Below are 24,407 nucleotides of genomic sequence, written 5' to 3'. Positions count from 1 at the left end.
TAGGTTTGACTAGAAAGCAGCCTGCAATATGAAATTAAGCATAAGAGCTGCCGGAAGACAGCAAGGAGATTAAATAGTTGATTGGCGCGGTAATATGTTTGTTTTTGGATAAGAGAATCTGCGAAAAGAAGGGCTGTATGGGTCCTTGTTTGATCGAAAAACCCGAAAGTGAATTGTGCTGCAGCTGCTCGGCCGCTGCAATCCTCGGAATCATGGCAATTCCCATCCCATAGATTACGCATTGCTTGATCCCCTCGATGCTTCCCATTTCTGAGACGGTTTCATAAGTCACGCCATTGTCGTTCATGGACCTCTCCAGCGCTTCCCTGTATGTACATCCTCTTTCCGTGAAAATAAACGAGCTGTTGTGCAGCTCATGAATCGATACATCGTTTCTTCCGCTTAATGGGTGATCCTTCGGGCATATGAATACGAAATCCTCGTGCCGGATCGGCAAGGAACGCAGATCAGGTGCCGTGATGGGCGTGTTCAGAACGATGGCTAGATCGATTTCCCCATTCTTCAGCTTACTGATATTTTTACCGTCTGATGTCGGGAAAAAGGTGACGTTGAGCTTGGGATATTTTTTACGGAACATTTGAAAATAGGGCGGCAGCAAGAAAGCAGCGAGAGTCTCCGTCGTCCCGATCGTTAAGTCCACAACCGCATCAGGGATAAACAGATTCTCCGCTCCTAGGTAGCCATCTACGATCTTGTCCGCATAACCCAGTAGTCGAAGTCCTTGCTCCGTAAGCTTGAGTTTGTTGCTGTGTCGCTCAAACAGCTTGGTTCCAAAATGGTTCTCGAGCTTCTTGATTTGAACGCTGACGGTAGGCTGAGCATAGTTCAGCTGTTCAGCAGCCTTGGTCAGGCTTTGGCAGCGGGCGGCTTCCCGGAAGGTGATGAAATACTGGATGTCCATATTATTCCTCCGCACGTTGAGATATTAATAATCGTAATAGACTCTATTACGTTCCTTAGAGATGAGTCTCGGTTAGCTTATGATATATTATTATATAATTCCAAGCGGAATACTAGTGTTTAAACAAAAATAATCGTTCATCAAGGAGTGGAGTCGAGGTATGAGATCAATAAACAGATGGATCGGCAAGGGATTGCTGATCGGTTTCATTGCTGTGCTTGCCGCTTGCGGCGGTAGTCCGGAATCGGGCAACGGGCCGGCCGCGGACCCTGGAACAGAACCGGCAAATCCGGTATCGGGCGGTACGCTGAATGTGGCGTATCCCGCAAATCCGGCAACGCTGGATCCCCATTTAACGACCAATCAGGCGACAAGGGACGTGTCGCGAAATATTTTCGAACAGCTGCTCACACTCAACAAAAACTATGAAGTCGTGCCTCAGTTGGCTGAATCGCTCGATATCAGCGATGATGGCAAAACCTACACGTTCCATCTGCGTCAAGGGGTTCCTTTTCACAATGGCAAGGAGATGAAGGCTGAAGATGTGGTGGCTTCCATGGACAAGTGGCTGTCGACATCAACACAAGGACAAGCCAATCTGCAAGGTGCGAAATTCAAGGAGGTGGATCCCTATACCGTTGAACTGACGCTGGAGCGCCCCTCATTAGTAGGTTCATACATTCTGGCTGACACGGCACCGTTCCCGGGAATTATGCCGAAGGAGGTCATTGAATCGGCTTCTGCGGAGGGCATTAAGGAGTATATTGGGACAGGTCCTTACAAGCTGGAGGAGTGGAAGACCGACCAATACGTGCATTTGACAAAGTTTGCCGATTATGCGGCTCAAGAGCAAGAATCCAGTGGGCTTAGCGGGAAAAAAAATGCCTATTTGGATGAAATCTATTTCCGTTACGTGACCGATGAATCGACGCGCGTAGCTGGAATCATGACGGGTGAGTACGATGTCGCCTTCGGCATTCCTTTCGATAATGCCAACCAGATTGACGCAACTGACGGGGTTAGCAATTACTTTAGCGAGGGTGGAATCGTAACCTACGTATTTAATAAAAAAGCCGGACCATTCGCGGATCAAAAGTTAAGGCAGGCGTTCAATACTGCGCTGAGCTATGACGAAGCTCTTACCGCCGCCTATAGTGACAACCGCTTCTATGAGCTCGATTCCTCCCTGGCTTTGACTTCCCAAACCGATTGGTACAGTCAAGCCGGCTCGGATCGATACAATGTGAACGATCTGGAAAAAGCCAAGCAGCTTGTGGCCGAGTCCGGTTATAACGGCGAGAAGGTCGTTATCCTGACGACGCGCGACTATCCGGAGCAGTACAATCTGGCCGTTGTTGCGCAGGATGTTCTGAAATCCATCGGTGTGAATGCGGAGCTGGACGTATACGATTGGCCGACCGTGCAGGAACGTCGTACAGATGAGCACAATTTCGACCTGTTTGCTATGACGTTTGCAACGCGTGCGACCATTCACCAGTATCCATTCCTTGAATCCAGTGCCAATTATCCGGGATGGTCCAACAGCCCTGAGCTGGACGATTTACTGGCTCAAATTCAGGCGGCTCCTTCCATTGAAGAGGCTAAACCATTGGTGGATCAGCTGAATGAAGTCAATTGGGACTACCTGCCGATTATCAAGCTGGGAAACATTCAGAACCTGATTGCCGTCCGCGATAACGTGAAGGGATTCGAGGATTTGATCGGTCCCATCCTGTGGAATGTAACGCTTGAAAAATAAATGTACGGCGGCCCGGGGCTGATGAAGCATCACGGAATCGTCATCATCGTTCATCGGGTTGGGATGCGAGAGCGGTCTGCTCCTTCTGAGACAGGCCGTTTACATGTATGAGGGAAGTTCTCGACACTGAAGGAGTGCCATCATGACCAAGTATATTGTTCAGCGAATATTGTCGCTGATCCCCATATTGTTAGTTGTGGCCGTTGTCGTATTTATGCTGATCCATCTGACGCCGGGTGATCCGGCAAGCGTGATCCTAGGGGATGAGGCCAGCGAAGAAGCCATCGCTCAACTGCGAGCCCAGCTTGGGCTGGATCTGCCGTTATATCAGCAGTTCATATCCTGGTTCGGTGGTGTGGTGACAGGAGATTTGGGCCAGTCCATTTTTATGGATATGAGCGTTGCTGAGGCGTTCTTTAGCAGAGTTCCTCCTACGCTGTCACTCGCCATTCTGGCTCAGATTTTTGCCGTGATCATTGCGCTGTTTCTGGGTGTTATAGCCGCCCGCAAAAGAGGTACGTTGGCAGACCAAGCCGTCATGGGGTTCTCGCTGCTCGGCATTTCGGTACCCAGCTTTCTGCTCGGATTATTCCTGATCCTGTTCTTTGCCGTAAAGCTGCAATGGCTGCCCGTTGCGGGATATCAGCCGCTGAGCAGCGGGCTATGGAATCATCTTCGTTATTTGCTGCTCCCTGCGATCGCCCTGGGTGCCATGCAGGCCGCATTAATTGCGAGAATGACGCGTTCCTCGCTGATTGAGGTGCTCAGTGAGCAGTACATCAAAACCGCAAGGGCAAAAGGGCTTAAGGAGCGAATCGTTGTTTACAAACATGCGCTTAAAAATGCATTCATTCCGATTCTTACCGTAATCGGGGAGACATTCGGCACCTTGATTACCGGGGCCTCGGTTATCGAAACGGTATTCAACGTTCCCGGCATCGGGCAGCTTATTATCCGTTCCATCGAACGCCGGGATTTTGCCGTCATTCAAGGCAGTATCCTGCTCATCACGGTAACTTATGTGCTGCTGAATTTGCTAATAGATTTGCTGTACGGACTTCTTGATCCCCGCGTCAAGCTGAACCGTCGGTAGGAAGGGGTGAAGATGATGTCTGAAGTGAAGCTTGCCGCTGACGCTGCGGTTCCGCCGAAGCGGGGGGCGCTGAAGTGGCGGCGTTATATAACAAGCCCTCTTCTGATGACGGGCACCGTCTTGGTGGCCTTGGTGTCATTGGCCGCGCTGATGGCACCGTGGATTGCTTCCCATGATCCTTATGCGCTGGAGGCGATGAATCGGCTAAAGGCCCCGAGTCCGGAGCATATTTTCGGAACGGATAATTTTGGCCGGGATGTGTTCTCGCGGGTGCTGTATGGCATGCGTGTATCTTTGCTGGTAGGAGCCGCAGTCACGCTGATTGCCGGAATGATCGGGCTCGTCGTGGGTTTGCTGTCTGCTTATTACGCCCTATGCGATCATATTCTGATGCGAATATGTGACGGACTCTATGCGTTCCCGTCCATTTTGCTGGCCATTTCGATTGTAGCGATCATGGGGCCGCAGACGAGTAATGTCATCATTGCACTGTCCATCGTGTATATTCCATCCATTGCGCGTATCGTGAGGTCCGCTGCGCTGGTAGTCAAGGAGAAGACGTATATTGAGGGGCTGCGTGCACAAGGTGCAGGTCCTGTCCGGATTATTGCTTTGCATATTTTACCGAATGTGTTGTCTCCGTTAATCATACAGGCCTCCTTTATCTTCGCGGTATCCATCTTGACGGAAGCGTCCTTGAGTTTCCTTGGGGCAGGCATTCCTGCACCGGCTCCCAGTCTTGGCAACCTGCTGCTGGATGGGAAGAACGTGATCTTTAACGCCTGGTGGATGACGGTTTTTCCCGGGATATGCATCATACTGATGATCCTGGGCTTGAATCTGATGGGAGATGGGCTGCGCGATTTTTTGGATCCGAAGATGAAGAAAAAACATGTGTTTCGCAAAAAACAGACGCAAGGTATCGATAGGAGTGAACTTAAGTGAGCCAAACTCCTTTGTTGGAAGTGAAGAACTTGATCACTACCTTCGCGACAGACGACGGTACGGTCAATGCCGTGGATGGGGTGTCATTTCAGGTTTACCCGGAGGAAACGGTAGGCATTGTCGGGGAATCCGGATGCGGAAAGAGTGTGACGGCAGAATCGATTCTGCGTTTATTCGACGAGACGACAACCCGATATGACGGAGAGATTCGGTTCGCGGGACAGGATCTGCTTCAATTGAGCGAAGAAAAGATGCGGAATGTGCGCGGTAATGATATCTCGATCATCTTTCAGGACCCAATGTCCTCTCTGAATCCGGTGTATACGATTGGTGACCAGATTATAGAAGCGATAATCCTGCATCAAAAGGTATCTTCCGGGCAGGCCCGGGATCGGGCAGTGGAATTGCTTCGGCTGACTGGCATTTCAGATCCTGAGACGCGCCTGCGTGCTTATCCCCACGAACTGTCCGGCGGCATGCGCCAACGAGTGATGATTGCGCTGGCCTTGTCCTGCGAGCCGCGGCTTCTGATTGCGGATGAGCCGACCACGGCGCTGGACGTCACGATTCAAGCCCAAATCCTGGAGCTGATGAACGGGCTGAAGGACAGGCTCCGGATGGGGATTATGCTCATCACCCATGATCTGTCGGTGGTTGCTCAGATGTGTTCGCGTGTGATCGTGATGTATTTGGGTGAGGTCATCGAAGAGACCGATGTGGTGACCCTGTTCGATCATCCGCTTCACCCCTACACCATGGGGCTGCTGCAATCGGTGCCAAACATGGAAGGACAGCGTAAAGAGAAGTTGTATGAGATCAAGGGCTCGGTACCGGCGATGCAGGATGTTGCGCATTGCTGCCGGTTTGCCCCGAGATGTCCGTTTGCCACGGATGTATGCAGATCAGAGCCGCCCGTATTGGAAGAAGCGGCAAACGGACATCGGGTCCGCTGCTGGCATTTCAAGGAAATCGCAGAAAGCAGAGGTGAAGGAGATGCCTTCAGTTACATCGGTTACGAAGCATGAGCCTCTGTTGGAGGTGAAACATTTAACGAAATATTTTGCAGTGAAGTCCGGTTCCTCGTGGAGGAAGCAGCAGGTGAAAGCGGTGGAGGATGTATCCTTTGCGATCTATGAAGGGGAAACCTACGGCTTGGTGGGGGAGTCCGGCAGCGGGAAGAGCACGACCGGCAGAACGATCATGCGATTGACGGATCCATCCGCCGGAGAGGCGTTCTTTCAGAATCAAGATGTCTTCTCGTTACGCTCCAAGGAGCTGCAGAATTTTCGCCGCGAAGTTCAGATGATTTTTCAGGATCCGAATTCCTCGCTGGATCCGAAGAAAAGGATCGGTTACAGCGTAGCCGAGCCGATGATCATACATGGACAAGGAACCAAAGCAAAGCGTAAGGAGCGCGTGCTGGAGCTCATGAGCCGGGTTGGATTTTCCCCGCATCATCTGGAGCGGTTCCCGCATGAATTCTCCGGAGGCCAGCGGCAGCGAATCGGCATAGCCAAGGCACTTGCGCTGAATCCGAAGCTGATAGTATGCGATGAACCGGTGTCCGCGCTCGATGTGTCCATCCAATCGCAAATTCTGAACTTGCTGGTGGAGCTGCAGTCGGAATTTCAGCTGTCGTATCTCTTTATTGCGCATGATCTAAGCGTGGTGAGGCATATCGCGGACCGGATCGGGGTGATGTATTTGGGGCATCTGGTGGAACAGGCACCTACGGACGAGCTGTTTGCCCATCCGCTGCATCCGTATACGCAGTTTCTCCTCTCCGCGATTCCGGCACCTCATCCGAAGTTGAAGCGGGAACGGATTATTCTTCAAGGGGATATTCCCTCGCCGCTGAATCCGCCACCCGGCTGCGTATTCCATACCCGCTGTCCGTTCGTTATGGATGTATGCAGGCAAGTGAAACCCGTCAATCGGGAAATATCGACAGGACATACAGTGCAGTGCCATTTGTACGAGGAATCGGCAAGCGAAGATTTAACGATATCGAGAAGGAAAGGGGATTGATGGTATGGCTGCGGTAGATTGGAAGCAGAAAGAGACGGAAATGTTAAAGGATATTGAGGAGATCGTGAACATCGAGAGCGGCACATTCCTCAAATCGGGCGTGGACCGCGTAGCTTCCGTGCTAGGGCGCCTGTATGAGGAGATCGGATTCCAGGTCGCTGTACAGGAACAGCCGGAGCGGGGAAACAATCTGCTCATCACCCATCCTGAGGCCGTTAATCCGGAAATATTGATCATTGCGCATATGGATACGGTGTTTCCGGAGGGGACGGTGGCGGAGCGTCCATTCTCCAGGGATGAGAAACGTGCTTATGGGCCGGGCGTGTTCGATATGAAGGCGAGCCAGATTACGACGCTGTATGCGATCAAGCATCTTATCGAGTCGGGCAGCAAGAGCTACAAGAATCTTCGCATTATCCTCAATTCGGACGAGGAGGTCGGCTCCGTTCATTCGCGGGCTTTGATCGAAGAACAGGCTAAACTCAGCCGATACGCCCTGATCGTCGAGCCGAGCGACGAGGACGGAACGCTGGTTACGGGACGAAGAGGCGGCGGCAAATATTATTTGACGGTGAAAGGGATAGCCGCCCATTCCGGAGCTGAACCGGAGAAAGGTCGGAGCGCCATTGGCGAGCTTGCTCATAAAATCATCAAGCTCCACGCACTGACCGATCCGTCGGTTGGGATCAACGTCAATGTTGGCGTAATCAGCGGGGGAACCTCGAGCAATACGATCGCTCCCCATGCGAATGCCTTTATCGACGTAAGAATGAGTACGAAGGAACAGGCGGATGAGCTGGACCGAAAAATTCGCGAGATTTGCTCCACAGTCGATATTGAAGGGACATCACTCGAACTTACCGGTGGCATAACCCGGCCGCCGATGATCAAGAATGAGGCGTCTGAACGGCTGCTCCGCATCGTGCAGGAAGAGGCGCGTGAGCTGGGCGAGGATATCGGCGATAAGAGCGTGGGTTCCGGTTCCGATGCCAACATAACTTCCGACATGGGCATTGCCACCATCGATGCGCTCGGGCCGCGCGGCGGGAATGCTCATAGCAAAGACGAATATCTGAATATCGACACATTGGTACCGCGTACCCGGCTTCTCGCGAATGTCATTGAGCGACTGAGCCGTGGACAACAGCAAGGATAAGGGAGGACGATGGCAACATGACAAAAGCATACATTATACATGAGAACGAGAGCTGGATCGTGCCGCTCCGCCACGCGCTGGAAGAGCAGGGGGTTCCGCATGAGTTCTGGCATCTGCACGAGGGAACGCTCGATTTGGGCCAGCTGCCGCCGACAGGCGTCTTTTATAACCGGATGAGTGCATCCTCCCATTCCCGTAACCATCGCTATGCGGCGGAATATACTTCGAACGTGCTGGCATGGCTGGAGCATAACGGGCGTACGGTCCTGAATAACAGCCGGGCCCTGGAGCTGGAGATCAACAAAATCAAGCAGTATCTGGAGCTGCAAAAATTCGGCATCGAGACCCCGGCTACGGTGGCCGCAGTAGGGAAGGAAGCAGTCATTCAAGCGGCGAGGGAATTTCCTTACCGCTCCTTTATTACGAAACATAACCGTGCCGGCAAAGGGCTTGGCGTCTACTTGTTTGATAGTTTAGAGAGCCTGGAGACCTATGTAAACGGACCGGGCTTCGAGGAATCTGTGGACGGCGTAACCTTAATCCAGCAATACATCAAGAACGAAGATCAGTTTATTACCCGCTGCGAATTCATCGACGGCAAATTCTATTATGCGGTTCGGGTAGACACTTCCGAAGGATTCCAATTGTGTCCGGCCGATGCTTGCCAGATTAGCGACCAATTCTGTCCTGTCGGCGAGGAAGCGGTTATACGGCCGAAGTTCGAAGTCATTAACGGATTCGACAGCCCGCTCATTGCCAAGTACGAGGCGTTTCTGCAGCAGAATGGCATCAGCTTTGCGGGAATTGAATTTATTACCGATTCGGCTGGCAAGACCTATACGTATGACGTGAACACCAATACGAACTACAATCCCGATGCTGAAGCGCTTGCGGATGTATCCGGCATGAAAGAGATCGCCAGAACGCTCTCGGAGTATTTGAAGCGGGAGCTCGTGCTGCGGTGAATGGTTAATGCTAACCTGAGTTAAGGAGAAGTGCCCAGGTTCCGATAAGAATGAATAAGCGGATAAGGATGTGGCCTTATGCGTATCGAATCGAGTACCTTAATACGGAGAAAGCGTTGGATTTGCTGAATCTCCAGGCAGGAGCGGCTGCTGTTCAAGACAGAAGGTATTCGAGATAAACGCGTGAAGATGGTAAAAAATCATACTGGTAACAAATCGATACTTGCTGTATAATTCTCAGTAAGTCTTGGTTGAAGGTGAGATTTTTCATTGTATTCAAGTCAAATTTCATTTATTTTGAAAATAGATGTATTTACATGAAAGGATTCATGTTATAATTTCAATATATCAACCAAACAAATCGGAATTATCGGTTAATCAGTTTGATGGCATGACCAAAATAAAACATGAATATGGATCTTCGGGGTAAGGTGAAATTCCTGACCGGCGGTGATGGTTCGTTCCTCCGCGAACGAACCCAAGCCCGCGACTCGCTGCGTTCTGTATCCAACATGAATGCAGCGACTGACTTGGTGCAATTCCAAGGCCGACGGTAAAGTCCGGATGGGAGAAGATCAAAGATGAGTTTGCCGTGAATGCGAATATTCCATTCGGCGCAGGCTTATTTGATCAGCCCCCGTATACGTCGGCCATGCCGATGACGGGGGCTTTCTGCTAGTAAGACCTCCGTATTCAAGACAGGAGAGGGCAAGATGAGTAATATGAATACCGGGATCAAGGTGAAACCTTATGGTTCCGACACACAGGCAAGTCGACGTTTTAAAGGAGGGTTCTGGCTCGTTGTTTTGGGGGCCGCCCTGTGGGGCGTTGACCCGTTATTTCGGGTCATTCTGCTCAAGAATCTGACTTCGGCTCAGATCGTTTTGCTTGAACATATCATTATTTCCTTGATTGCGATTCCTGTATTGTGGAAGAACCGGGAGGAACTTAAGAGCCTGGGCTGGAATCATGTCGGCGCGCTGCTGTTTATATCCTGGGGCGGTTCGGCATTGGCTACCGTATTGTTCACGATGGGGCTGTCGAGCGGCAATCTGAATGCCGTCCTGCTGCTGCAGAAGCTGCAGCCGCTGTTTGCCATCATTCTGGCTAGCCTGCTTCTGAAAGAGAAGCTTCCGCGCCATTTTGGAATCCTGCTTATCATCGCTTTGGCAGGCACGTATTTGCTCACCTTCGGCTTAACCCTGCCGATCGGCCATTGGAACGAGTTTGTTCAAGTCGGCAGCCTCCTGTCCTTAGGCGCAGCAGCCTTATGGGGCGGCTCAACGGTCATGGGACGCTTGATGGTAGGCAAACTGAAGTACGAGACGGTAACCTCGCTTCGTTTTGTGCTCGCGCTGCCGCTCCTGACCGTCATTACTTGGAGCGAAGGGGCAGCTTGGAATATGCCGGCATGGGGCACAGGCGCCTTTGCCTTGGTATCGCTGAACCTGATCGGTCAGGCACTGCTGCCGGGTCTGCTGAGCTTGCTGGTGTACTATAAAGGGCTGACCACGACCAAAGCCTCTGTCGCAACGCTGGCTGAATTGAGTTTTCCCATGGTGGGCGTGCTCATCAACTGGATTGTATTCCAGCAAATCGTGACAGGGCCTCAGCTCCTAGGATTCCTGCTGATTTGGATCGTGCTGTTCATTATATCGAGACAGCAATCCGAGGCTTCTCCGCAATTGCAATAAAATCATACGTTTGTAGAAAAAGCCGATCCGATGGGGTCGGCTTTTTTTGCCGTTACTCCAAGCCAAGCTACTCCAATCGGTTTGCATGGCGAAACGATTATTTTTTCAAAAGATGTGTAGGGTTTCCGGAATTAAAGGTGTCTTATATAGTAGCACGGGATTTGTGGCTTCGTTCTACCAACAGAGAAGATTATAAAAGAGGGGGAGGATCCCATGGAGGATCGGACATTGCTGGATGGGCTGGCGAGGAAAGATCCGCGATGTTTTGAAACATTGGTTGACCGCTATTCACGCTACATAGCCGCGGTGGTTGCTAAGGTGGCAGGAGGACGGTTTAATTCCTTCGATGTGGAGGAGATCACCGGGGACGTGCTGGTCAAGCTGTGGACAGACGGGACAAAAATCATGCTGCGGGGAGATAGTCTCAAGCCTTTTCTGGCGATAGCCGCGCGGAATCATACCTTGAATGCATTGCGAAAGAGGCAGCGGGTCATTGAATCCGAATTGGAAGATGACGCCGTTTCTTGTCCCTCTGCGGAGGCACTGGCTATTCTACGGCAGGAGAAGGAAACGATAAGCGGCATGGTACAGGGGATGGGCGAACCGGATCGCGAAATATTCATCCGCAGGTACTTTTATTTAGAGAAAGTCCGCGATATTGCAAGCCGGCTGAATATGCAGGAGAAAGCCGTCACCGCCCGGATCCGCCGGGCAAGGGACAAATTGCGCATACATTATGAAACCGAGAATCCGTAGGATTTCTATAAAGACCGTGTCTATAGGAGTGAAGCTTCAAATCGATTGCGAAAGGGGATGGATGCAAGTGAAGCGGCGAATTGTAGATATCATGGCCAATATCGACAATCAGGAGCTGGACAACCTCCTCCTTACGGAGGAAGAGGAACGCGAGTTGACGCAGCAGATCAGTATGGAACGGATTAAGAACCGGGCGATGAACCGTATTCAAGAGGAGGAAACGATGGTGTTTAAAAATAGGAAAGTGAAAAAATATAAAGCCAGTATCGTTATCGCTGCCGCGATGATCATGATACTTAGCACGACTGCTTTTGCGAGCCAATACATGGATAGCTTGAAGCAGTTCTTCGGTCAATCCGCGTCCATTGCGGAAGACGAACGGTCACCTATACAAGGGACGGATACAGCGTCCGGGGTAACCATGAATGTTGAAGAAGGGGTTTATGTCGGCAACAGCGGTTATTTGGTGGTCAGTTTCATGAAAGAGGATGGCATGCCATTCCCCGAGGGTGCTTCGATCCCCCTACTTGAACTGAAAACGGAGCAGAGTGTGAATTATATGGTGGGACAGCAGCTTCTTGACGATAACAAAAAGCTTGTCGGCGTGTTTGAGATGGATGCGGTAAATGACCTCGAGGGGCTGAAGGCACGGATCACAGCCGATCGAATCACGTCAGGGGACAACACCCAAGCCGTTGAAGGTCCTTGGAATGTGCAATTCACCATTTCTCCCGGCAAGCAAAGAGAACAGAGTCTGAATCTGGCGATTGATGAGGGTAAGGAAGCACTGTCTCTCCGCACCATTAGTGTTTCATCCATCGGTGTGGCCATCGAAGGCAAGCGTACCGACGGTGAGCTGGATAAACTGCCGGACTATACGCCGGAGGTTAAGGTCATCGCCGCGGACGGATCGGAACTGAAGCTTCACGCCAGCTCGACAAGCACCACAAAGAGCGGATTTCAGTGGCTGTATAATCTGGACAGCAAGAATAACCTCGTATTTCTGGGGGATATGGACATTAAAAGCGTCAGCATTGACGGCAACGTGACGGAGCTGAAATAAATATAAAGCCGGCATGGGGAAACCTCAAGGGGCAGAAGCGAAGGCTTCTGCCCCTTATGCATGATGAATACCTAAGCAGGCATCGAGTTCGAAAACCGTGACGCAGCAGGCCATAGCCTGAATGCTCACATTTTTTTGCAGCTTGGGATCCGAATTTTACACATGAGCAAAAAATGTGTTGAAATTGAAGAAAACGTCCATTACAATGAAAACAACTACCATACTAGTATACAAACTTACGGCTCTCTACATAAGTGAAAGCAGCAGCGGAGTCTTTTGAATCTAACGCTGAGGGAGTCTATTTTTCAAGCTAAAAATGTAAACGCTTAACTTAGGGAGGTGGCTGAATAAAAGGGTGGCGGACATCCTGCTGAACGTTGAATAGCAGCAAACGGAATGCATTATAGAAGGTTGAATGGAGATGAATGATGAAACATGGGCTTAGTCCATGAATGAAGAAGTATGAGGGAAGGCCTTACGGATTGGAGTGAAGAACGTAATGGAGCCAAAAGTTGCAAATCATTCCTTGCCTGCCGCGAAAGCGGCTAAGAAGCCCAGTGCCCGACGGCATAGAAGAGAACCATGGTTATAAGCAGGACTGGATGCTTTTTGCTAAACTAAAAGAAATGACAAACGTGACCTTGAAGCCGGCATGAGCGAAACGAAAACGGTTGTGAAGCCGGAGCCGCCGATTCCATACTCTGTTGAAGAGCGCGAGCGAGTGACGCTTTTGAGCACGCCGCTGAAGGACTACACCGATCAGAACACGCTGAAGTTCATTCTGGGCGACCGCGATCTCGCCGAGTACGACAAGTTCGTGAAAGAGCTGGATAGCCAGGGCGTGGGACAATACCTGGAGATTGCTAATAAAACGTATAAAAAATATAAAGAGCAACAATAACCAACGGATCGACAGGCTGCCGTTTCTTGATGGAAGGGCAGCCTGTTTTTCGGTTCGGCCGTTTGCGTTGGTTCCCAAGGAGGGCATTCCAGATTGCGAGTCACCGTTCAAGACATCATCAACCGGTTAACAGAGCCAGCAGGGTTCCTTGAATCCAAGGTGGACAGGGTTACGGCGGGAAGCGCCGATGCGGTGGTCCACGGCATTGCCGTCACGTTTGCGGCATCGTATTCGGTTCTGCAGAGAGCGGTCGAAGCTGGGGCCAACCTTGTCATTACCCATGAAGGGACGTTTTACAGCCATCAGGAGGAGGAATATGAGGGATTGGAGTCGAGTCCTGTCCTTCAGGATAAACTTCGCTTGATGGAGTTAGGGAATCTGACGATTTATCGGTTCCATGATGCGCCTCACCGATACGTTCCCGATATCATGACGCAAGGACTGGTTCAGGCGCTGGATTGGGAGGTTTATGTCGATAAGCATCTTCCGGCGGCGGCCATTGTCACCCTGCCGGAAGAGATGAGCCTGCCGGATATTGCGGAGCATGTAAAAAGAAAGCTGAATCTTCCTTACCTTCGTTATGCCGGAGATCGAAGCGGCATATGCTCCAGAATCGGCATAACCGTGGGCTATCGTGGCGGCGGCGCACATGCCATTCCCCTCTGCCTGAAGGAGTCGCTGGATCTTCTCATCGCAGGGGAAGGGCCGGAATGGGAGACGCCTGAATACATGGGCGATGCGGCGGCGCAGGGCAGGGGCCCGTCCCTGCTTCTGCTCGGCCATGCTGCCAGCGAGGAGCCCGGCATGGCCTGCGTGGCCGATAGGCTGCGGGAGTTTTTTCCGGGGATTCCTATACATTATATACCGTCCGGGCCTTTGATTCGGGTAATATAGAGGGAAGGGTAACTTTAAGCAAAGAGAACATAGAGCATGAAAGAAAGAGGTAGCGATATATGTCAACAGAGCAAAAGATTAAAGGCTCTACCAGAGAGTATTCTTATCAGCTATTGAAGGATCGGATATTTCATCTGGAACTGGAGCCGGGTACGAAAATCTCGGAAAAAGAAATTGCGGATGAATTGAACGTCAGCCGGACACCGGTCCGGGAAGCGTTCATGAAGCTTGCGGAGGAAGAGCTGCTGGACATCATTCCGCAAAGCGGGACGATCGTATCCCGTATTAATCTTCGGCATGTTGAGGAAGGCCGATTTATCAGGGAGAAGATCGAGAAGGAAATCGTGGCGCTTGCCTGCGGTTTTTTTCCCGAAGAGTTCCGCTTCCGCCTGGAAACCAATATTGCGCTGCAGGACGTCTGCGTGGGCAACCATAACTTCTATAAGCTGTTTGAGCTGGACGAGGAGTTCCACCAAATTCTGTTTGAGGGGACGGGCAAAGAACGGACCTGGAAGATGCTGCAGCAATTGAACATTCATTTCAACCGTCTGCGGCTGCTTCGCCTGTCCAAGGACTCCAACTGGGAGAATATCATCTCGCAGCATAAAGAAATGTATCAGCTGATCGTCAATCGGCAGGCGGAGCAAGCCATGAACGTGATGGAGCGTCATCTGCGCCTCGTCGTTGTGGAGCAGGATATTTTGCGAGAGAAGTATCCGCATTATTTCATCTAACCATCGATATACATTCATCATAAATAATGGCCTGCAGGAGAGTCGCCTTGGAATCTAGCGACTTGCCTTGCGGGCCATTTTTCATTAAATCGATCTGCGGATGACACCGTCCAGAATTTGGGCCACGTGGGATGGCCCCTGGGCCAGATCCTGCTTGTCGAGGGTTACCCAGGAGGGCTGTTCATCCATATCGAGCGAACGCTGGAGCCAGCCTGAAACGCCTCTGCCTCTCCGGTCGACTTCGACCAGGATGGAAATCCCCTCCTGCTCCGGATAGAGAATCAATTCAAGCTCTTTGATATGACCGGCATAGGAGGAGCCGGGATAAAATTCAATTTCCTGCACGAATGGAACACCCTGGCCGAGCCGCGGATGATATTCGCATGTTGCTATTTTGAAGCTGAAGCCAAGCGATTCGACGGCGTCGAACACAATGGAAGCGTCCTCGTTCGGTTCGACATCGATGAAATCGCGGTCCTTCGGATCGATGGCATTATCGATATCGAGTCCGGTGTGGATCCAGACCGGCTGCCGCGAAATGGTGAGCGGCGTTTCCAGCGGCAGAGGAAAAGCGAACGGAATTTCCTGCTGATCGCCAGGCTTCAACGTGAGGCGGCTTGAGACGTTGACTTTTGCAATGGTATAGGATTCTATGTATTTCTTGTCGTCGCTTTCTCTGGTATATTCCGTCATCAGTTTCAAATAGATGCGGTCGACCGTCTGCTCTACGTTGCCTCCCTTAATGTGAATGATTCCGCGTACTTCTTCACCCGGATAATAGGAGGATTTTTCGAGGTGCGTATCGATCTGGGCGGCTCCAATTCCTACACTGGCTAGCATTTTGTTAAAAAACGACATAAAGGATACCTCCATAAGAGAATGTATGATAATGGAATTATACGCTGGAGGATCGTCTCTGGTTTCCATATCGAAAAAATATTTTTTGGGTTTTTTGCGGAGTCAAGATGTTGGCGCCAATGAAGCGAAAGAATCCCCGTATGACACCAGGAAAAAGTACATGGCTCGTTCGCATTCGCGGGTCCAGCATGGTATATTGGACACGATACCATTAAGGATGGAGCAATCAAGGCATGAGTGAACAACGGCGTTCCGGACAAGGAACCAACAACAGCAAATCAGCGGCATACGGGAAGAAGCCTGGTGAGCGGACTGCAGCGAACAAAGCAGGGGCAAAGCCGACTTTTCAACGTGACCGTATGAAGAACAGCAATTCGTCGTCGGCATCCCCGCATGCGAAGGGGAGACGAGCGGATCAATATAAGCAAGGGGTACGCGGACCGAAGCCGTCATCCGGACGCGAGCATGCAGATGAGCTGCAGGCCGGGGACGTGATTGTCGTTACGATCAAACGCCTCGGCATTAACGGCGAGGGAGTGGGTTACTACCGCCGCAAGGCGGTGTTTATCGATGGAGCGATCACGAATGAGGTGGTCAAAGCGAAGGTGAGGGAGGTTCTGCCTAAATTTATCAAGGCGCAGCTGCTGGAAGTGGAGAAGCGTTCGCCTCACCGGATAGAGCCCCCTTGCCCGGTATTCGGCATCTGCGGCGGATGCCAAATTCAGCATATTTCCTATGATGGACAGCTGCAGGCGAAGACGGATATCGTGCGCGAGGCGTTCAGCCGCTACGCGGGATTGGACGATGTCAAGTTTAAGCCGATTCTCGGGATGGAGCATCCATGGGACTACCGGAACAAAGCACAGCTGCAGCTGAAGCGGAAGGGCCATGAAGTGATTGCAGGGCTCTATGAAGCGGACAGCCATACGATTGTGGATATCAGCGGCTGCCCGATTCAGCATCCGAAGGTCAATGAAGCGGTGGAGAAGGTGAAATCCGTACTCGAGGAATTGCAGATTCCGCTTTATAAGGAGAATGGTGCCAAGGATGGCGTACGGACGATCGTTGTCCGTCACGGCTTCCAATCCGGGGAAGTTCAGGTGACGCTGATCACGGCTGGAAGCAAGCTGCCAAGGCAGGACGATCTCGTTCGTATGCTGCGCCTTACCATTCCGGAGATAAGCGGAATTTCACTCAATATCAATCCGAAGAAAACCTCGCTCATCTTCGGAGACCGTACAATCTCGCTATGGGGCGCCGAGAGCATGCAGGAATCGCTGAGCGACCTGCAGTTCTCGCTGTCGCCGAGAGCGTTCTTCCAGCTGAATCCGCAGCAGACGGTCAAGCTGTACGAGTCGGTCCGGGCGGCAGCGGCGCTGACCGGGAAGGAAACCGTTATCGACGCCTACTGCGGCACCGGCACGATCGGCCTGTGGCTTGCACCGTATGCCAAGGAGGTGCGCGGAATCGAGACGATCCCCGAAGCCGTCGAGGACGCCAAGGCGAATGCGCAGCGGAACGGAAGGGCTAACGCCAGCTTCCACGTCGGCCAAGCCGAAGAGCTGCTGCCGCGTTGGGTCAAGGAGGGCATGAAGCCGGACGTCATCATTGCCGACCCGCCGCGCACCGGCCTGGACCCGCGCTTCCTGGAAACGGTGCTCCGCACCAAGCCGAAGCGGTTTGTATACGTATCCTGCAACCCTTCGACCTTGGCCAAAGATTGCAAGGTGCTTCTGGACGGCGGCTACGAGCTTGAATGGGCGCAGCCGGTCGACATGTTCCCGCAAACCAGCCATGTAGAGGCAGTCCTATTGATGAAGCTGAAATCATAGAAGCCATAGGATGGCTTCATGTAAGCGAGGTTCCATTTTTCGCATTGGTCGACAACGCCCCCTTTCTATGATATGGTAACAAGTAATTAGGCATTTCGTTCCCATGGAACGAGGTGCCTTCTCGCATATATAAAGGATTTTTACATTAAATGTCTATCTGGAGGTGATGCAATGGTGCTCCTGATTTCCCCGCTACGGGGGGAGAAATCCGTAGTTCATCATGGACGATCGATGGAGAGTGCACCCAAATAACGATAATCTGAGGAGTGTTGTTGAGATGAGAGTAAATTTACGAGCAGAAACGCGCGCTGCGATGAACAAAACCGGACTGAAGCAGCTTCGTCTTTCGGGACGAATTCCGGCGGTTGTATTTGGCACAGGGGAAAACAATATGATGATTCAACTGTCCGCCAAAGAGTTCGGCAAATGGGCACGGAACGGCAAAGGAGGGATCCTTGAGCTTCATTTTGAAGATCGGGAGCCGATTTCGGTTTTGCTGGAGTCCGTTCAGCGTGATCCGGTAACTCGTGAATACATTCATGTCGACTTTTTACGTATCAATATAAATGAAGTTGTGCGGACGAGAGTGAATCTCGATTACATCGGCACCGCAAAAGGAGCCAAATTGGGAGGAGTCGTCCAAATCCAAAGCACGTTCATCGAGATCGAGTCCTTCCCGGACCAAATTCCTGCCACGATTCCCGTTGAAATCAGCGGACTAGAGATCGGGAATTCGCTGCATGTCGGGGATCTCCAACTGCCCGATGGCGTCGTGCCGATTTCTTCGCCAAACGAACTGCTTGTATCGGTGGTAACGCCGAAAGTCCAATCCGAACAACCAGAGGCTATGTAGCTTCTGCTGCCGGCAATTGCTTCCCCGATATCGGGAAGCAATTGCCGTTTTTTTTCGTTGAAACCCTTGATCGGAATCCAGGTTGGCAGAAGAAAGCTGTGTACCCGTGGGTTTCTTCCATAATTCCCCTGGGAAGTAGGTAGAAAGACCCCTGACCTTTTCAAGGCGGAACCCTATAATGGAATTGCGGGAAGTCGGACATCGGAATCCCGGTTAAACACGAATTGATCAGGAGCTTGCCCTAAGGAGGACGCGATGGATATAACCGAGGTTTCATAGATGAACGTTTCAAAGCTTATGTGCTCGAAACCTATTGCGGGAACCGTGAACGGATTCAGGCGGGCGATGTGGAACATATCGTATCACTGCAGCTTTCAAACCATGGATATTCAAGCCTGAAGGGGATCGAACATTTCGCTTCGCTGGAAGAGCTGGATTGTTCGTCCAATAGCCTGACGGAACTTGATCTCAGCAATAATAGCAACTTGAAAACGCTGAATTGCGGATTTATCCGAATATTTCGATATATGATTCATGTTATAAACGTTAACAAGTTTTTATTCGAGTTTTCGAGGTGATTTTCATCGAAATTTTCATCGAAGTTATAGACCATACAGAAGAAGAGGAGATCCGCATCAGGTGTCACCAAGTAGACGAAGAAATACATGAGCTCGTTAATAAAATCAAAACCGAAACGCTCATTATACTTGGTTACCATGAGGATAAGATCAGCCGCATCAAACTTAGTGATATTTATTATTTTGAAGCTGTTGACGGCAGAGTGTTTGCGTATGGTAAGAACAACGTTCATGAAGTCAAACAAAAGCTTTATGAACTTGAGGAACTATGCAGAGAGAAGCATTGTTTTCGCGCCTCCAAATCCACCATCCTAAATATAGCTAAGATTACCAGTGTTCATCCGTCGATTAGCGGCCGTTTTCAGGCATTATTGGATAACGGGGAAAAGGTAGTCATATCACGGCAGTATGTGCCCATGCTTAAACACATGCTTGGATTATAAAAGGGGGACCTATATGAAGTATTTTGGCCTCATCAAAGAAATGATCAGAGATTTCTTAATTATATTCGCCTCCATCATGATAATCATCGCTATATTACGGCAAATCTATGCTCCTGATTCTAGTTTCGAGTTAAATACGATTTTTACAATTTTGGCTTTCTCTTTTCTGGGTGCTTTAACTGGAATCATTTTATATATACCGCATTCGATTAGCGAGAATAAAATGCGCTTGTGGGTGGTTTTTCATTTCCTCTTTCTGGAAGCTGTTTTAATTTCTCTCGCTGTCATATTGAATTTCGTATACACCACTTCCGGTATATTATTATTGGCTTTGCAAATTGCCGTAGTATATGCGATCGTTCGCCTGCTGGCCTATAAGAGCGACAAAAAAGAAGCTCAAATGATTAATGAAAGATTAAAAACATTTAAAAACGAGAATTAGAAGGTATACACAACCTAAAAAGAGTATTTGCAGCGTAAATACACTTCATTGCGTTGTTTTTTACAACTTAGGTGCCCTCAGCTACAGCTTATCGTTTATGTGTATACACATCCTCTACCAATTCTTATGATGAACTCATAAAAAGTTGGAGGAGGAGAGAAGACTTATGGGGATTTTAATACTTATTGTTATGTTGGTTTTAGAGCTTGCAATTGCCGTTTATTCCATTGCAACCAAGCAAAGCGACAGCAAGATAAAGAGCTGGATGAGAATCGCAACATTTATAGTATTCATAATGCTGATCTTTGGGAAAATCGTCGTATGGGAGTACACTTGGGGGCTGTTTGCAGGCTTGCTCTTTATATTAGCTTTCAAAGAAATGGTTGCACTCTTGCGCAAACAAACACATACTCCGGGTTACAAAGTTTTTTCTACGATATGGAAATTCCTTGTGCTCGCACTGACTATCGTTGTCACTCTTGTTCCGATTTTACTTTTTCCACAGTATAAATTGCCGCAAGTGACAGGTCCGTATGCAGTGGCGACTGCCACTTACAGCTATGTGGACAAGAATCGTATCGAAGAATTTACAGATCAGGGAGACAATCGGTTTGTTAACGTGGAATTTTGGTATCCTGAACAGGCAGACGGAACCTATCCTTTGCTTGTGTTCTCCCATGGAGCATTTGGTATTAAAACCAGCAATACTTCTACCTTTACAGAGCTTGCGAGCCATGGTTATGTCGTCGTTTCGATTGACCATCCCTATCATTCTTTTTATACCGTTTCCGAGGATGGGAAGGTCGTGACAATTAATCCCGAGTACATGCAAGAATTCAACAATGCAAATAAAGGGGCTTATTCGCTAGGTGAGTATTTCGAGCTTAATCAAAAATGGATGAAATTGCGAACGGATGATATGGATTTTGTCATGGATACTATCCTAGAACAAGTAGGGCAGAATAAAGATTCTGTATATGAGCGAATCGATACACAGAAAATAGGCGTGTTCGGTCATTCTATGGGGGGAGCGGCAAGCGTAGCACTGAGCAGGGAGCGCGATGATATTGACGCCGTAGTGAATATAGATGCTCCGTTCTTTAGCGAGCTTGTATACGATAAAGTTACGAACGAATTAACTGCAAAATCCGAAGCTTTCACCATCCCGCTTCTTAACGTTTATTCGGATGATGTGTGGATACAGCTGGACAGCAGTCCTCCGTATATTGCGAATCGCATTTCGAATGAAAGTTTTAAAGGTGCATTCAACGTTTATTTTAAAGGCGCAAAACATTTAAGTTTAACCGATCTACCTTTATTCTCGCCTATATTGGCAAACCTATTGAATGGTGGAAAAGCAGATATCGATAAGTATTATGCGATTGAAACCCAAAATGAACTTATCCTTCGGTTTTTTGACTCTGCGCTAAAGAATCAAGGTCAGTTTGATCCAAAAGCGACGTATTGAGTATCTGTCGAATTAATGAATTTAAGTAATATGGGCAAGAAGGTCCCTACTACCGAAAATGTGCAAAAAGTGCCCGTTTCAGGATTTATGAATGGAAAATTACTAAAAATGACAGAAAGCTCCGTCTCCTGGAGGCCTCTGCCAAAGCGGACATGAACCGGCTGTCCCCGGTCATCCGCAATGCCTGGGCGACTTTTGGGGAGCTGAACGATCAGGCGCTGGATCTGATTGCCGGGATGCACCCCGACGAAGACGTGAACGAAGTGGTTCTATCCGAGCTTGCCTTCGACAAGGACGGCACGTTTCGGCTAGGGTATGATGCAGGCGATACGCCGGCCGGACAACTATACGTATACGTCCTGTTTCATGACAAGCTTGAAATGAACGGGGATCTCGTTTATGAAACGTATTAACCTGCGAAAGGGCTGTTATATCTGATGAAAGATGACAAAATCGTATACGGGTCGATCGACGAATACATTTCGAGCTGTGCTCCGGAGGTCCAGGAAACTCTGCAGACATTAAGGCGTGTGATTCAGGAAACAGCCCCGGAAGCCAAGGAAAAAATCAGCTACCAGATGCCAACCTTCGACCTCCACGGGAACCTGGTGCATTTTGCTGCATTCAAGAAACATATCGGCTTTTACCCCGCGCCCAGCGGGATCGAGGCGTTCCAAGATGAGCTGAAGGTATATCATACGTCCAAGGGCACCCTGCAATTTCCGATCGATCAGCCGCTGCCTTATGACCTGATACGCCGAATCGTCCAATATCGGGTTCAGCAAAACCTGGAGAAGGCAGAAAGTAAAGCGAAAAAGAGGAGGTAAGCGGAGTGCTCGGGAGGGGAAGGCAGCCTCGCTGCCTTCTTTTATCTTATAGATTTTTCTTCATATAGTAGTGGGTATGCCGCCCGGCGTTCTCGATTTTGCCATACACTTCGTAACCCTGCTTGAGGTAAAAATCCAAGGCTTGAAAGCTCAGCGTATCCAATTTAACGAATTCGCATTGCTTCTCCTTTGCGATGTTTTCGGCCTTGTTTAACAGCTTGGCACCGTACCCCGATTGACGGAAGGATTCATCCACGAACAAATAGTGGATCTCCAGCCAGTTCCAGCATATTTCACCAACGACCCCGCCCAAAATCTGACCGTCCTCCTTCCTTAACAACAAGTTGATTTCCTGGTAACGGCCTTTTAAATCGTCAGGGAAATGCTTCAGATTATACGCTATCATGTGGTTTCTTACGTAATGTTTGTCCACGCTATTGGTTTCATTCGATTCGTTCGTGAAATAGATATTCATATGTTTTACTCCTTTACTCCTTCTGGTATGCCGAATGCGAGGGGTTTGCTGGATTCGAATACAGTTATGCTAGCAATCATCCTCAACATACCATATCTATAGCATGTACCGACGGTAAAAAATCCTTTTAACAGAATGTAACCGTGAGGAAGCGGGGTGACTATGTTATACTGTCAGTGTTATTTTATCCGTTTCATCTAAGGGAGGATTGTCCTGACATGTGCTGCATCGCATTCATACGTATTCGTTAATGAGGGTACAGAACATCTAGATCCATCCATTTTCATGTAAAAATGCGAAGGATTATTTGTGCTGTGCCTTTTTCATTACTATACGAATGAATGAGGTGCTTTTTTGTGTCCAAATATCATAAAACCCATCGTGAAAAGCTGAAGAAACCGTCCAACTTTTCCGCGCAGCATCTATTAATCAGCAAAAGGCTGATTTATGATATGATCGACTTGGCCCGGATTCGCTCCACCGATACCATCCTTGATATCGGCGCGGGTACAGGGGCGTTAACGTTTCCGCTTGCAGAGAAAGCGGCACACGTGCTCGCAATCGAGACGGATCCGGCATTTGTGGATAAATTGCTGGGCAAGATGAAAGATAGAAACAACATTCGCGTCAAGCAGTCTGATTTTCTGGAAATCTCGCTGCCGAGAAATCCATTTGCCGTCGTGGCCAATATTCCGTATTCGATCACTACGCCGATCATGGGGAAGCTTTTGGAGTGCCGCGGACTCCCTCTGCAGCGAGCCGTACTGCTTGTGGAGATGGGGGCAGCCAAACGTTTTACGGCCGTTCCCATTCAAGATCCGCGAATTCTCAGCTGGAGGATGCAGTATGACATTCGGCTCGTGCGGACCGTTTCGCCCCGTCATTTTGCGCCGCCTCCCCAAGTGGATTCAGCCATTCTGACCATTCACCGGAGGAAGAAGCCGTTTATTGCCGCTCCGCATCAGCCCAAGTTTACGGCGCTGGCCGCCTATGGGCTGCGGGATGCCCGCCTGCCGTTATTTGCGGCTCTATCGGGCGTGTTTACGCCTCCCCAGATGGCGAAGCTCGTTAACGTGCTGAGAGTGGATCGAGAGCTCCCCATCGGTCGGCTGAACGAAGAGCAGTGGGGGACCGTTTTTCATACGATGCTCCGGCATGTGCCGGCGAATCGCTGGCCGAAGCTTCGCAAGGGCGCCGGTAGCAAGTCCGAGAAAAGAAAGCGACTTTGAAGCGTTAGCCAACACTCCGAATCCTCGCTTTTTGAAAAAAATCGCGAAATCCTCTTGACCCTGACACTAGTGTCAGGGTTTACAATGAAATCGAATCGTTCGTCCAGGAGGTGTGAAAGCATGAAAATCGGAGAACTCGCGGCCCGTACCGGCGTCAGCATTCGTTCGCTGCGGTACTACGAGCAGCAAGGATTGCTGACGCCGGTCCGAAACGAGAACGGTTATCGGGAATATTCGATGCTTGCGGAAGAGCAGGTGCGTACCATCCAGTTATATCTCAACCTTGGATTGACCACCGAGCAGATCGCCGGTTTCCTGCATTGCGTCCTGAAAAACAAAGAGGCGTTTTGCGCGGAGGTGTTCCCGATTTTTCGTCAAAAAATCGCAGAGATCGAAGCGCAGATTCACCAGCTGAATCATATCAAGATGAATCTGGAGGAACGCATGCAATCGATTCTGGATGAACGGGAATCGGAGGAAGCGGAGGAATGA

At 49.9% G+C, this 24,407-nt stretch carries 26 protein-coding genes and 1 riboswitch; of the genes, 23 read left to right on the top strand and 3 right to left on the bottom strand.

Annotation, left to right across the window (positions count from 1 at the left end; all coding sequences use genetic code 11):
- Positions 1–34 precede the first annotated feature (34 nt).
- Positions 35–922 carry a LysR family transcriptional regulator gene (locus BMX45_RS16595; RefSeq protein WP_090910629.1) on the bottom strand — a complete coding sequence of 296 codons (888 nt, stop codon included), beginning with the start codon at positions 920–922 and terminating at the stop codon, positions 35–37.
- 160 nt (positions 923–1,082) lie between these two features.
- Here BMX45_RS16595 and BMX45_RS16590 point away from each other — a divergent pair, with 160 nt between their 5' ends.
- The 14 genes from BMX45_RS16590 to BMX45_RS16530 all read left to right on the top strand — a co-directional run bounded on the left by BMX45_RS16590 (position 1,083) and on the right by BMX45_RS16530 (position 14,910).
- Entirely contained in the window at positions 1,083–2,681 is a 1,599-nt protein-coding gene (locus BMX45_RS16590) for an ABC transporter substrate-binding protein (RefSeq protein WP_090910628.1), read from the top strand.
- Between the two features lie 142 nt (positions 2,682–2,823).
- Complete coding sequence (locus BMX45_RS16585; protein WP_090910627.1) at positions 2,824–3,774, top strand: ABC transporter permease; 951 nt, start codon at positions 2,824–2,826, stop codon at positions 3,772–3,774.
- Positions 3,775–3,786: 12 nt separating this feature from the next.
- Entirely contained in the window at positions 3,787–4,719 is a 933-nt protein-coding gene (locus BMX45_RS16580) for an ABC transporter permease (RefSeq protein WP_090910626.1), read from the top strand.
- Positions 4,716–5,744 carry an ABC transporter ATP-binding protein gene (locus tag BMX45_RS16575; RefSeq protein WP_090910625.1) on the top strand — a complete coding sequence of 343 codons (1,029 nt, stop codon included), beginning with the start codon at positions 4,716–4,718 and terminating at the stop codon, positions 5,742–5,744. Before BMX45_RS16580 ends, BMX45_RS16575 begins: the two co-directional genes overlap by 4 nt.
- Positions 5,713–6,747: an ABC transporter ATP-binding protein gene (locus BMX45_RS16570; protein ID WP_090910624.1), complete on the top strand. Its 1,035-nt coding sequence runs from the start codon at positions 5,713–5,715 to the stop codon at positions 6,745–6,747. The genes BMX45_RS16575 and BMX45_RS16570 overlap by 32 nt, the downstream gene beginning before the upstream one ends.
- A 4-nt stretch (positions 6,748–6,751) precedes the next feature.
- Entirely contained in the window at positions 6,752–7,903 is a 1,152-nt protein-coding gene (locus BMX45_RS16565) for a M20 family metallopeptidase (protein WP_090910623.1), read from the top strand.
- A 17-nt stretch (positions 7,904–7,920) separates the two neighbouring features.
- Positions 7,921–8,868, top strand: a complete 948-nt coding sequence (locus tag BMX45_RS16560) for an ATP-grasp domain-containing protein (RefSeq protein ID WP_090910622.1) — start codon at positions 7,921–7,923, stop codon at positions 8,866–8,868.
- A 50-nt stretch (positions 8,869–8,918) separates the two neighbouring features.
- Entirely contained in the window at positions 8,919–9,047 is a 129-nt protein-coding gene (locus tag BMX45_RS32150; RefSeq protein ID WP_302847917.1) for a hypothetical protein, read from the top strand.
- A 234-nt stretch (positions 9,048–9,281) separates the two neighbouring features.
- A riboswitch (FMN riboswitch) is annotated at positions 9,282–9,448 on the top strand.
- A 142-nt stretch (positions 9,449–9,590) separates the two neighbouring features.
- Complete coding sequence (locus BMX45_RS16555) at positions 9,591–10,562, top strand: DMT family transporter (RefSeq protein WP_175495133.1); 972 nt, start codon at positions 9,591–9,593, stop codon at positions 10,560–10,562.
- Positions 10,563–10,775: 213 nt separating this feature from the next.
- Positions 10,776–11,318 carry an RNA polymerase sigma factor gene (locus BMX45_RS16550; RefSeq protein ID WP_090910620.1) on the top strand — a complete coding sequence of 181 codons (543 nt, stop codon included), beginning with the start codon at positions 10,776–10,778 and terminating at the stop codon, positions 11,316–11,318.
- A 61-nt stretch (positions 11,319–11,379) separates the two neighbouring features.
- Positions 11,380–12,381 (top strand): DUF4179 domain-containing protein, encoded by a 1,002-nt coding sequence (locus tag BMX45_RS16545; protein ID WP_090910619.1) that lies wholly within the window; start codon positions 11,380–11,382, stop codon positions 12,379–12,381.
- A 652-nt stretch (positions 12,382–13,033) separates the two neighbouring features.
- On the top strand, positions 13,034–13,282 hold the full coding sequence (locus BMX45_RS16540; protein WP_254778107.1) for a hypothetical protein: 249 nt from the start codon (positions 13,034–13,036) through the stop codon (positions 13,280–13,282).
- Between the two features lie 93 nt (positions 13,283–13,375).
- Positions 13,376–14,176 (top strand): Nif3-like dinuclear metal center hexameric protein, encoded by an 801-nt coding sequence (locus BMX45_RS16535; RefSeq protein ID WP_090910618.1) that lies wholly within the window; start codon positions 13,376–13,378, stop codon positions 14,174–14,176.
- Between the two features lie 59 nt (positions 14,177–14,235).
- Positions 14,236–14,910 (top strand): GntR family transcriptional regulator, encoded by a 675-nt coding sequence (locus tag BMX45_RS16530; protein WP_090910617.1) that lies wholly within the window; start codon positions 14,236–14,238, stop codon positions 14,908–14,910.
- Between the two features lie 84 nt (positions 14,911–14,994).
- Here the strand turns inward: BMX45_RS16530 and BMX45_RS16525 are convergent, their stop codons facing one another.
- Positions 14,995–15,768, bottom strand: coding sequence for a sporulation protein (locus tag BMX45_RS16525; RefSeq protein ID WP_090910616.1), 774 nt, complete (start codon positions 15,766–15,768; stop codon positions 14,995–14,997).
- A gap of 233 nt (positions 15,769–16,001) precedes the next feature.
- On the opposite strand from BMX45_RS16525, the gene rlmD reads away from it, so the two are divergent.
- From rlmD to BMX45_RS16480, 7 genes are all read left to right on the top strand, one after another.
- Complete coding sequence (gene rlmD / locus BMX45_RS16515) at positions 16,002–17,600, top strand: 23S rRNA (uracil(1939)-C(5))-methyltransferase RlmD (RefSeq protein WP_090910614.1); 1,599 nt, start codon at positions 16,002–16,004, stop codon at positions 17,598–17,600.
- A 277-nt stretch (positions 17,601–17,877) separates the two neighbouring features.
- Positions 17,878–18,453 (top strand): 50S ribosomal protein L25, encoded by a 576-nt coding sequence (locus BMX45_RS16510; protein WP_090910613.1) that lies wholly within the window; start codon positions 17,878–17,880, stop codon positions 18,451–18,453.
- A gap of 574 nt (positions 18,454–19,027) precedes the next feature.
- Entirely contained in the window at positions 19,028–19,474 is a 447-nt protein-coding gene (locus BMX45_RS16500; protein ID WP_217648117.1) for a LytTR family DNA-binding domain-containing protein, read from the top strand.
- A gap of 13 nt (positions 19,475–19,487) precedes the next feature.
- Positions 19,488–19,916 (top strand): DUF3021 family protein, encoded by a 429-nt coding sequence (locus BMX45_RS16495; RefSeq protein WP_175495125.1) that lies wholly within the window; start codon positions 19,488–19,490, stop codon positions 19,914–19,916.
- A 166-nt stretch (positions 19,917–20,082) separates the two neighbouring features.
- The gene (locus BMX45_RS16490) at positions 20,083–21,384 is read left to right on the top strand and encodes an alpha/beta hydrolase family protein (protein WP_090910611.1); all 1,302 of its coding nucleotides are present in this window, start codon (positions 20,083–20,085) and stop codon (positions 21,382–21,384) included.
- Between the two features lie 152 nt (positions 21,385–21,536).
- Positions 21,537–21,797: a hypothetical protein gene (locus BMX45_RS16485; protein ID WP_175495124.1), complete on the top strand. Its 261-nt coding sequence runs from the start codon at positions 21,537–21,539 to the stop codon at positions 21,795–21,797.
- 24 nt (positions 21,798–21,821) lie between these two features.
- Complete coding sequence (locus BMX45_RS16480; protein ID WP_090910610.1) at positions 21,822–22,211, top strand: iron chaperone; 390 nt, start codon at positions 21,822–21,824, stop codon at positions 22,209–22,211.
- Positions 22,212–22,257: 46 nt separating this feature from the next.
- Here the strand turns inward: BMX45_RS16480 and BMX45_RS16475 are convergent, their stop codons facing one another.
- Positions 22,258–22,686, bottom strand: coding sequence for a GNAT family N-acetyltransferase (locus BMX45_RS16475; RefSeq protein ID WP_090910609.1), 429 nt, complete (start codon positions 22,684–22,686; stop codon positions 22,258–22,260).
- Between the two features lie 356 nt (positions 22,687–23,042).
- Here BMX45_RS16475 and erm point away from each other — a divergent pair, with 356 nt between their 5' ends.
- Together erm and BMX45_RS16465 are read left to right on the top strand one after the other, a co-directional pair.
- Entirely contained in the window at positions 23,043–23,915 is an 873-nt protein-coding gene (gene erm, locus BMX45_RS16470; protein WP_090910608.1) for a 23S ribosomal RNA methyltransferase Erm, read from the top strand.
- 120 nt (positions 23,916–24,035) lie between these two features.
- Entirely contained in the window at positions 24,036–24,407 is a 372-nt protein-coding gene (locus BMX45_RS16465) for a MerR family transcriptional regulator (RefSeq protein ID WP_090910607.1), read from the top strand.

It is taken from the genome of Paenibacillus sp. cl141a (assembly GCF_900109305.1).
GTDB classification, from domain to species: Bacteria; Bacillota; Bacilli; order Paenibacillales; family Paenibacillaceae; genus Paenibacillus_AQ; species Paenibacillus_AQ lautus_A.
The sequence above is the reverse complement of the archived record's forward strand: the minus strand, read 5'-3'. Positions and strand labels throughout refer to the sequence as shown.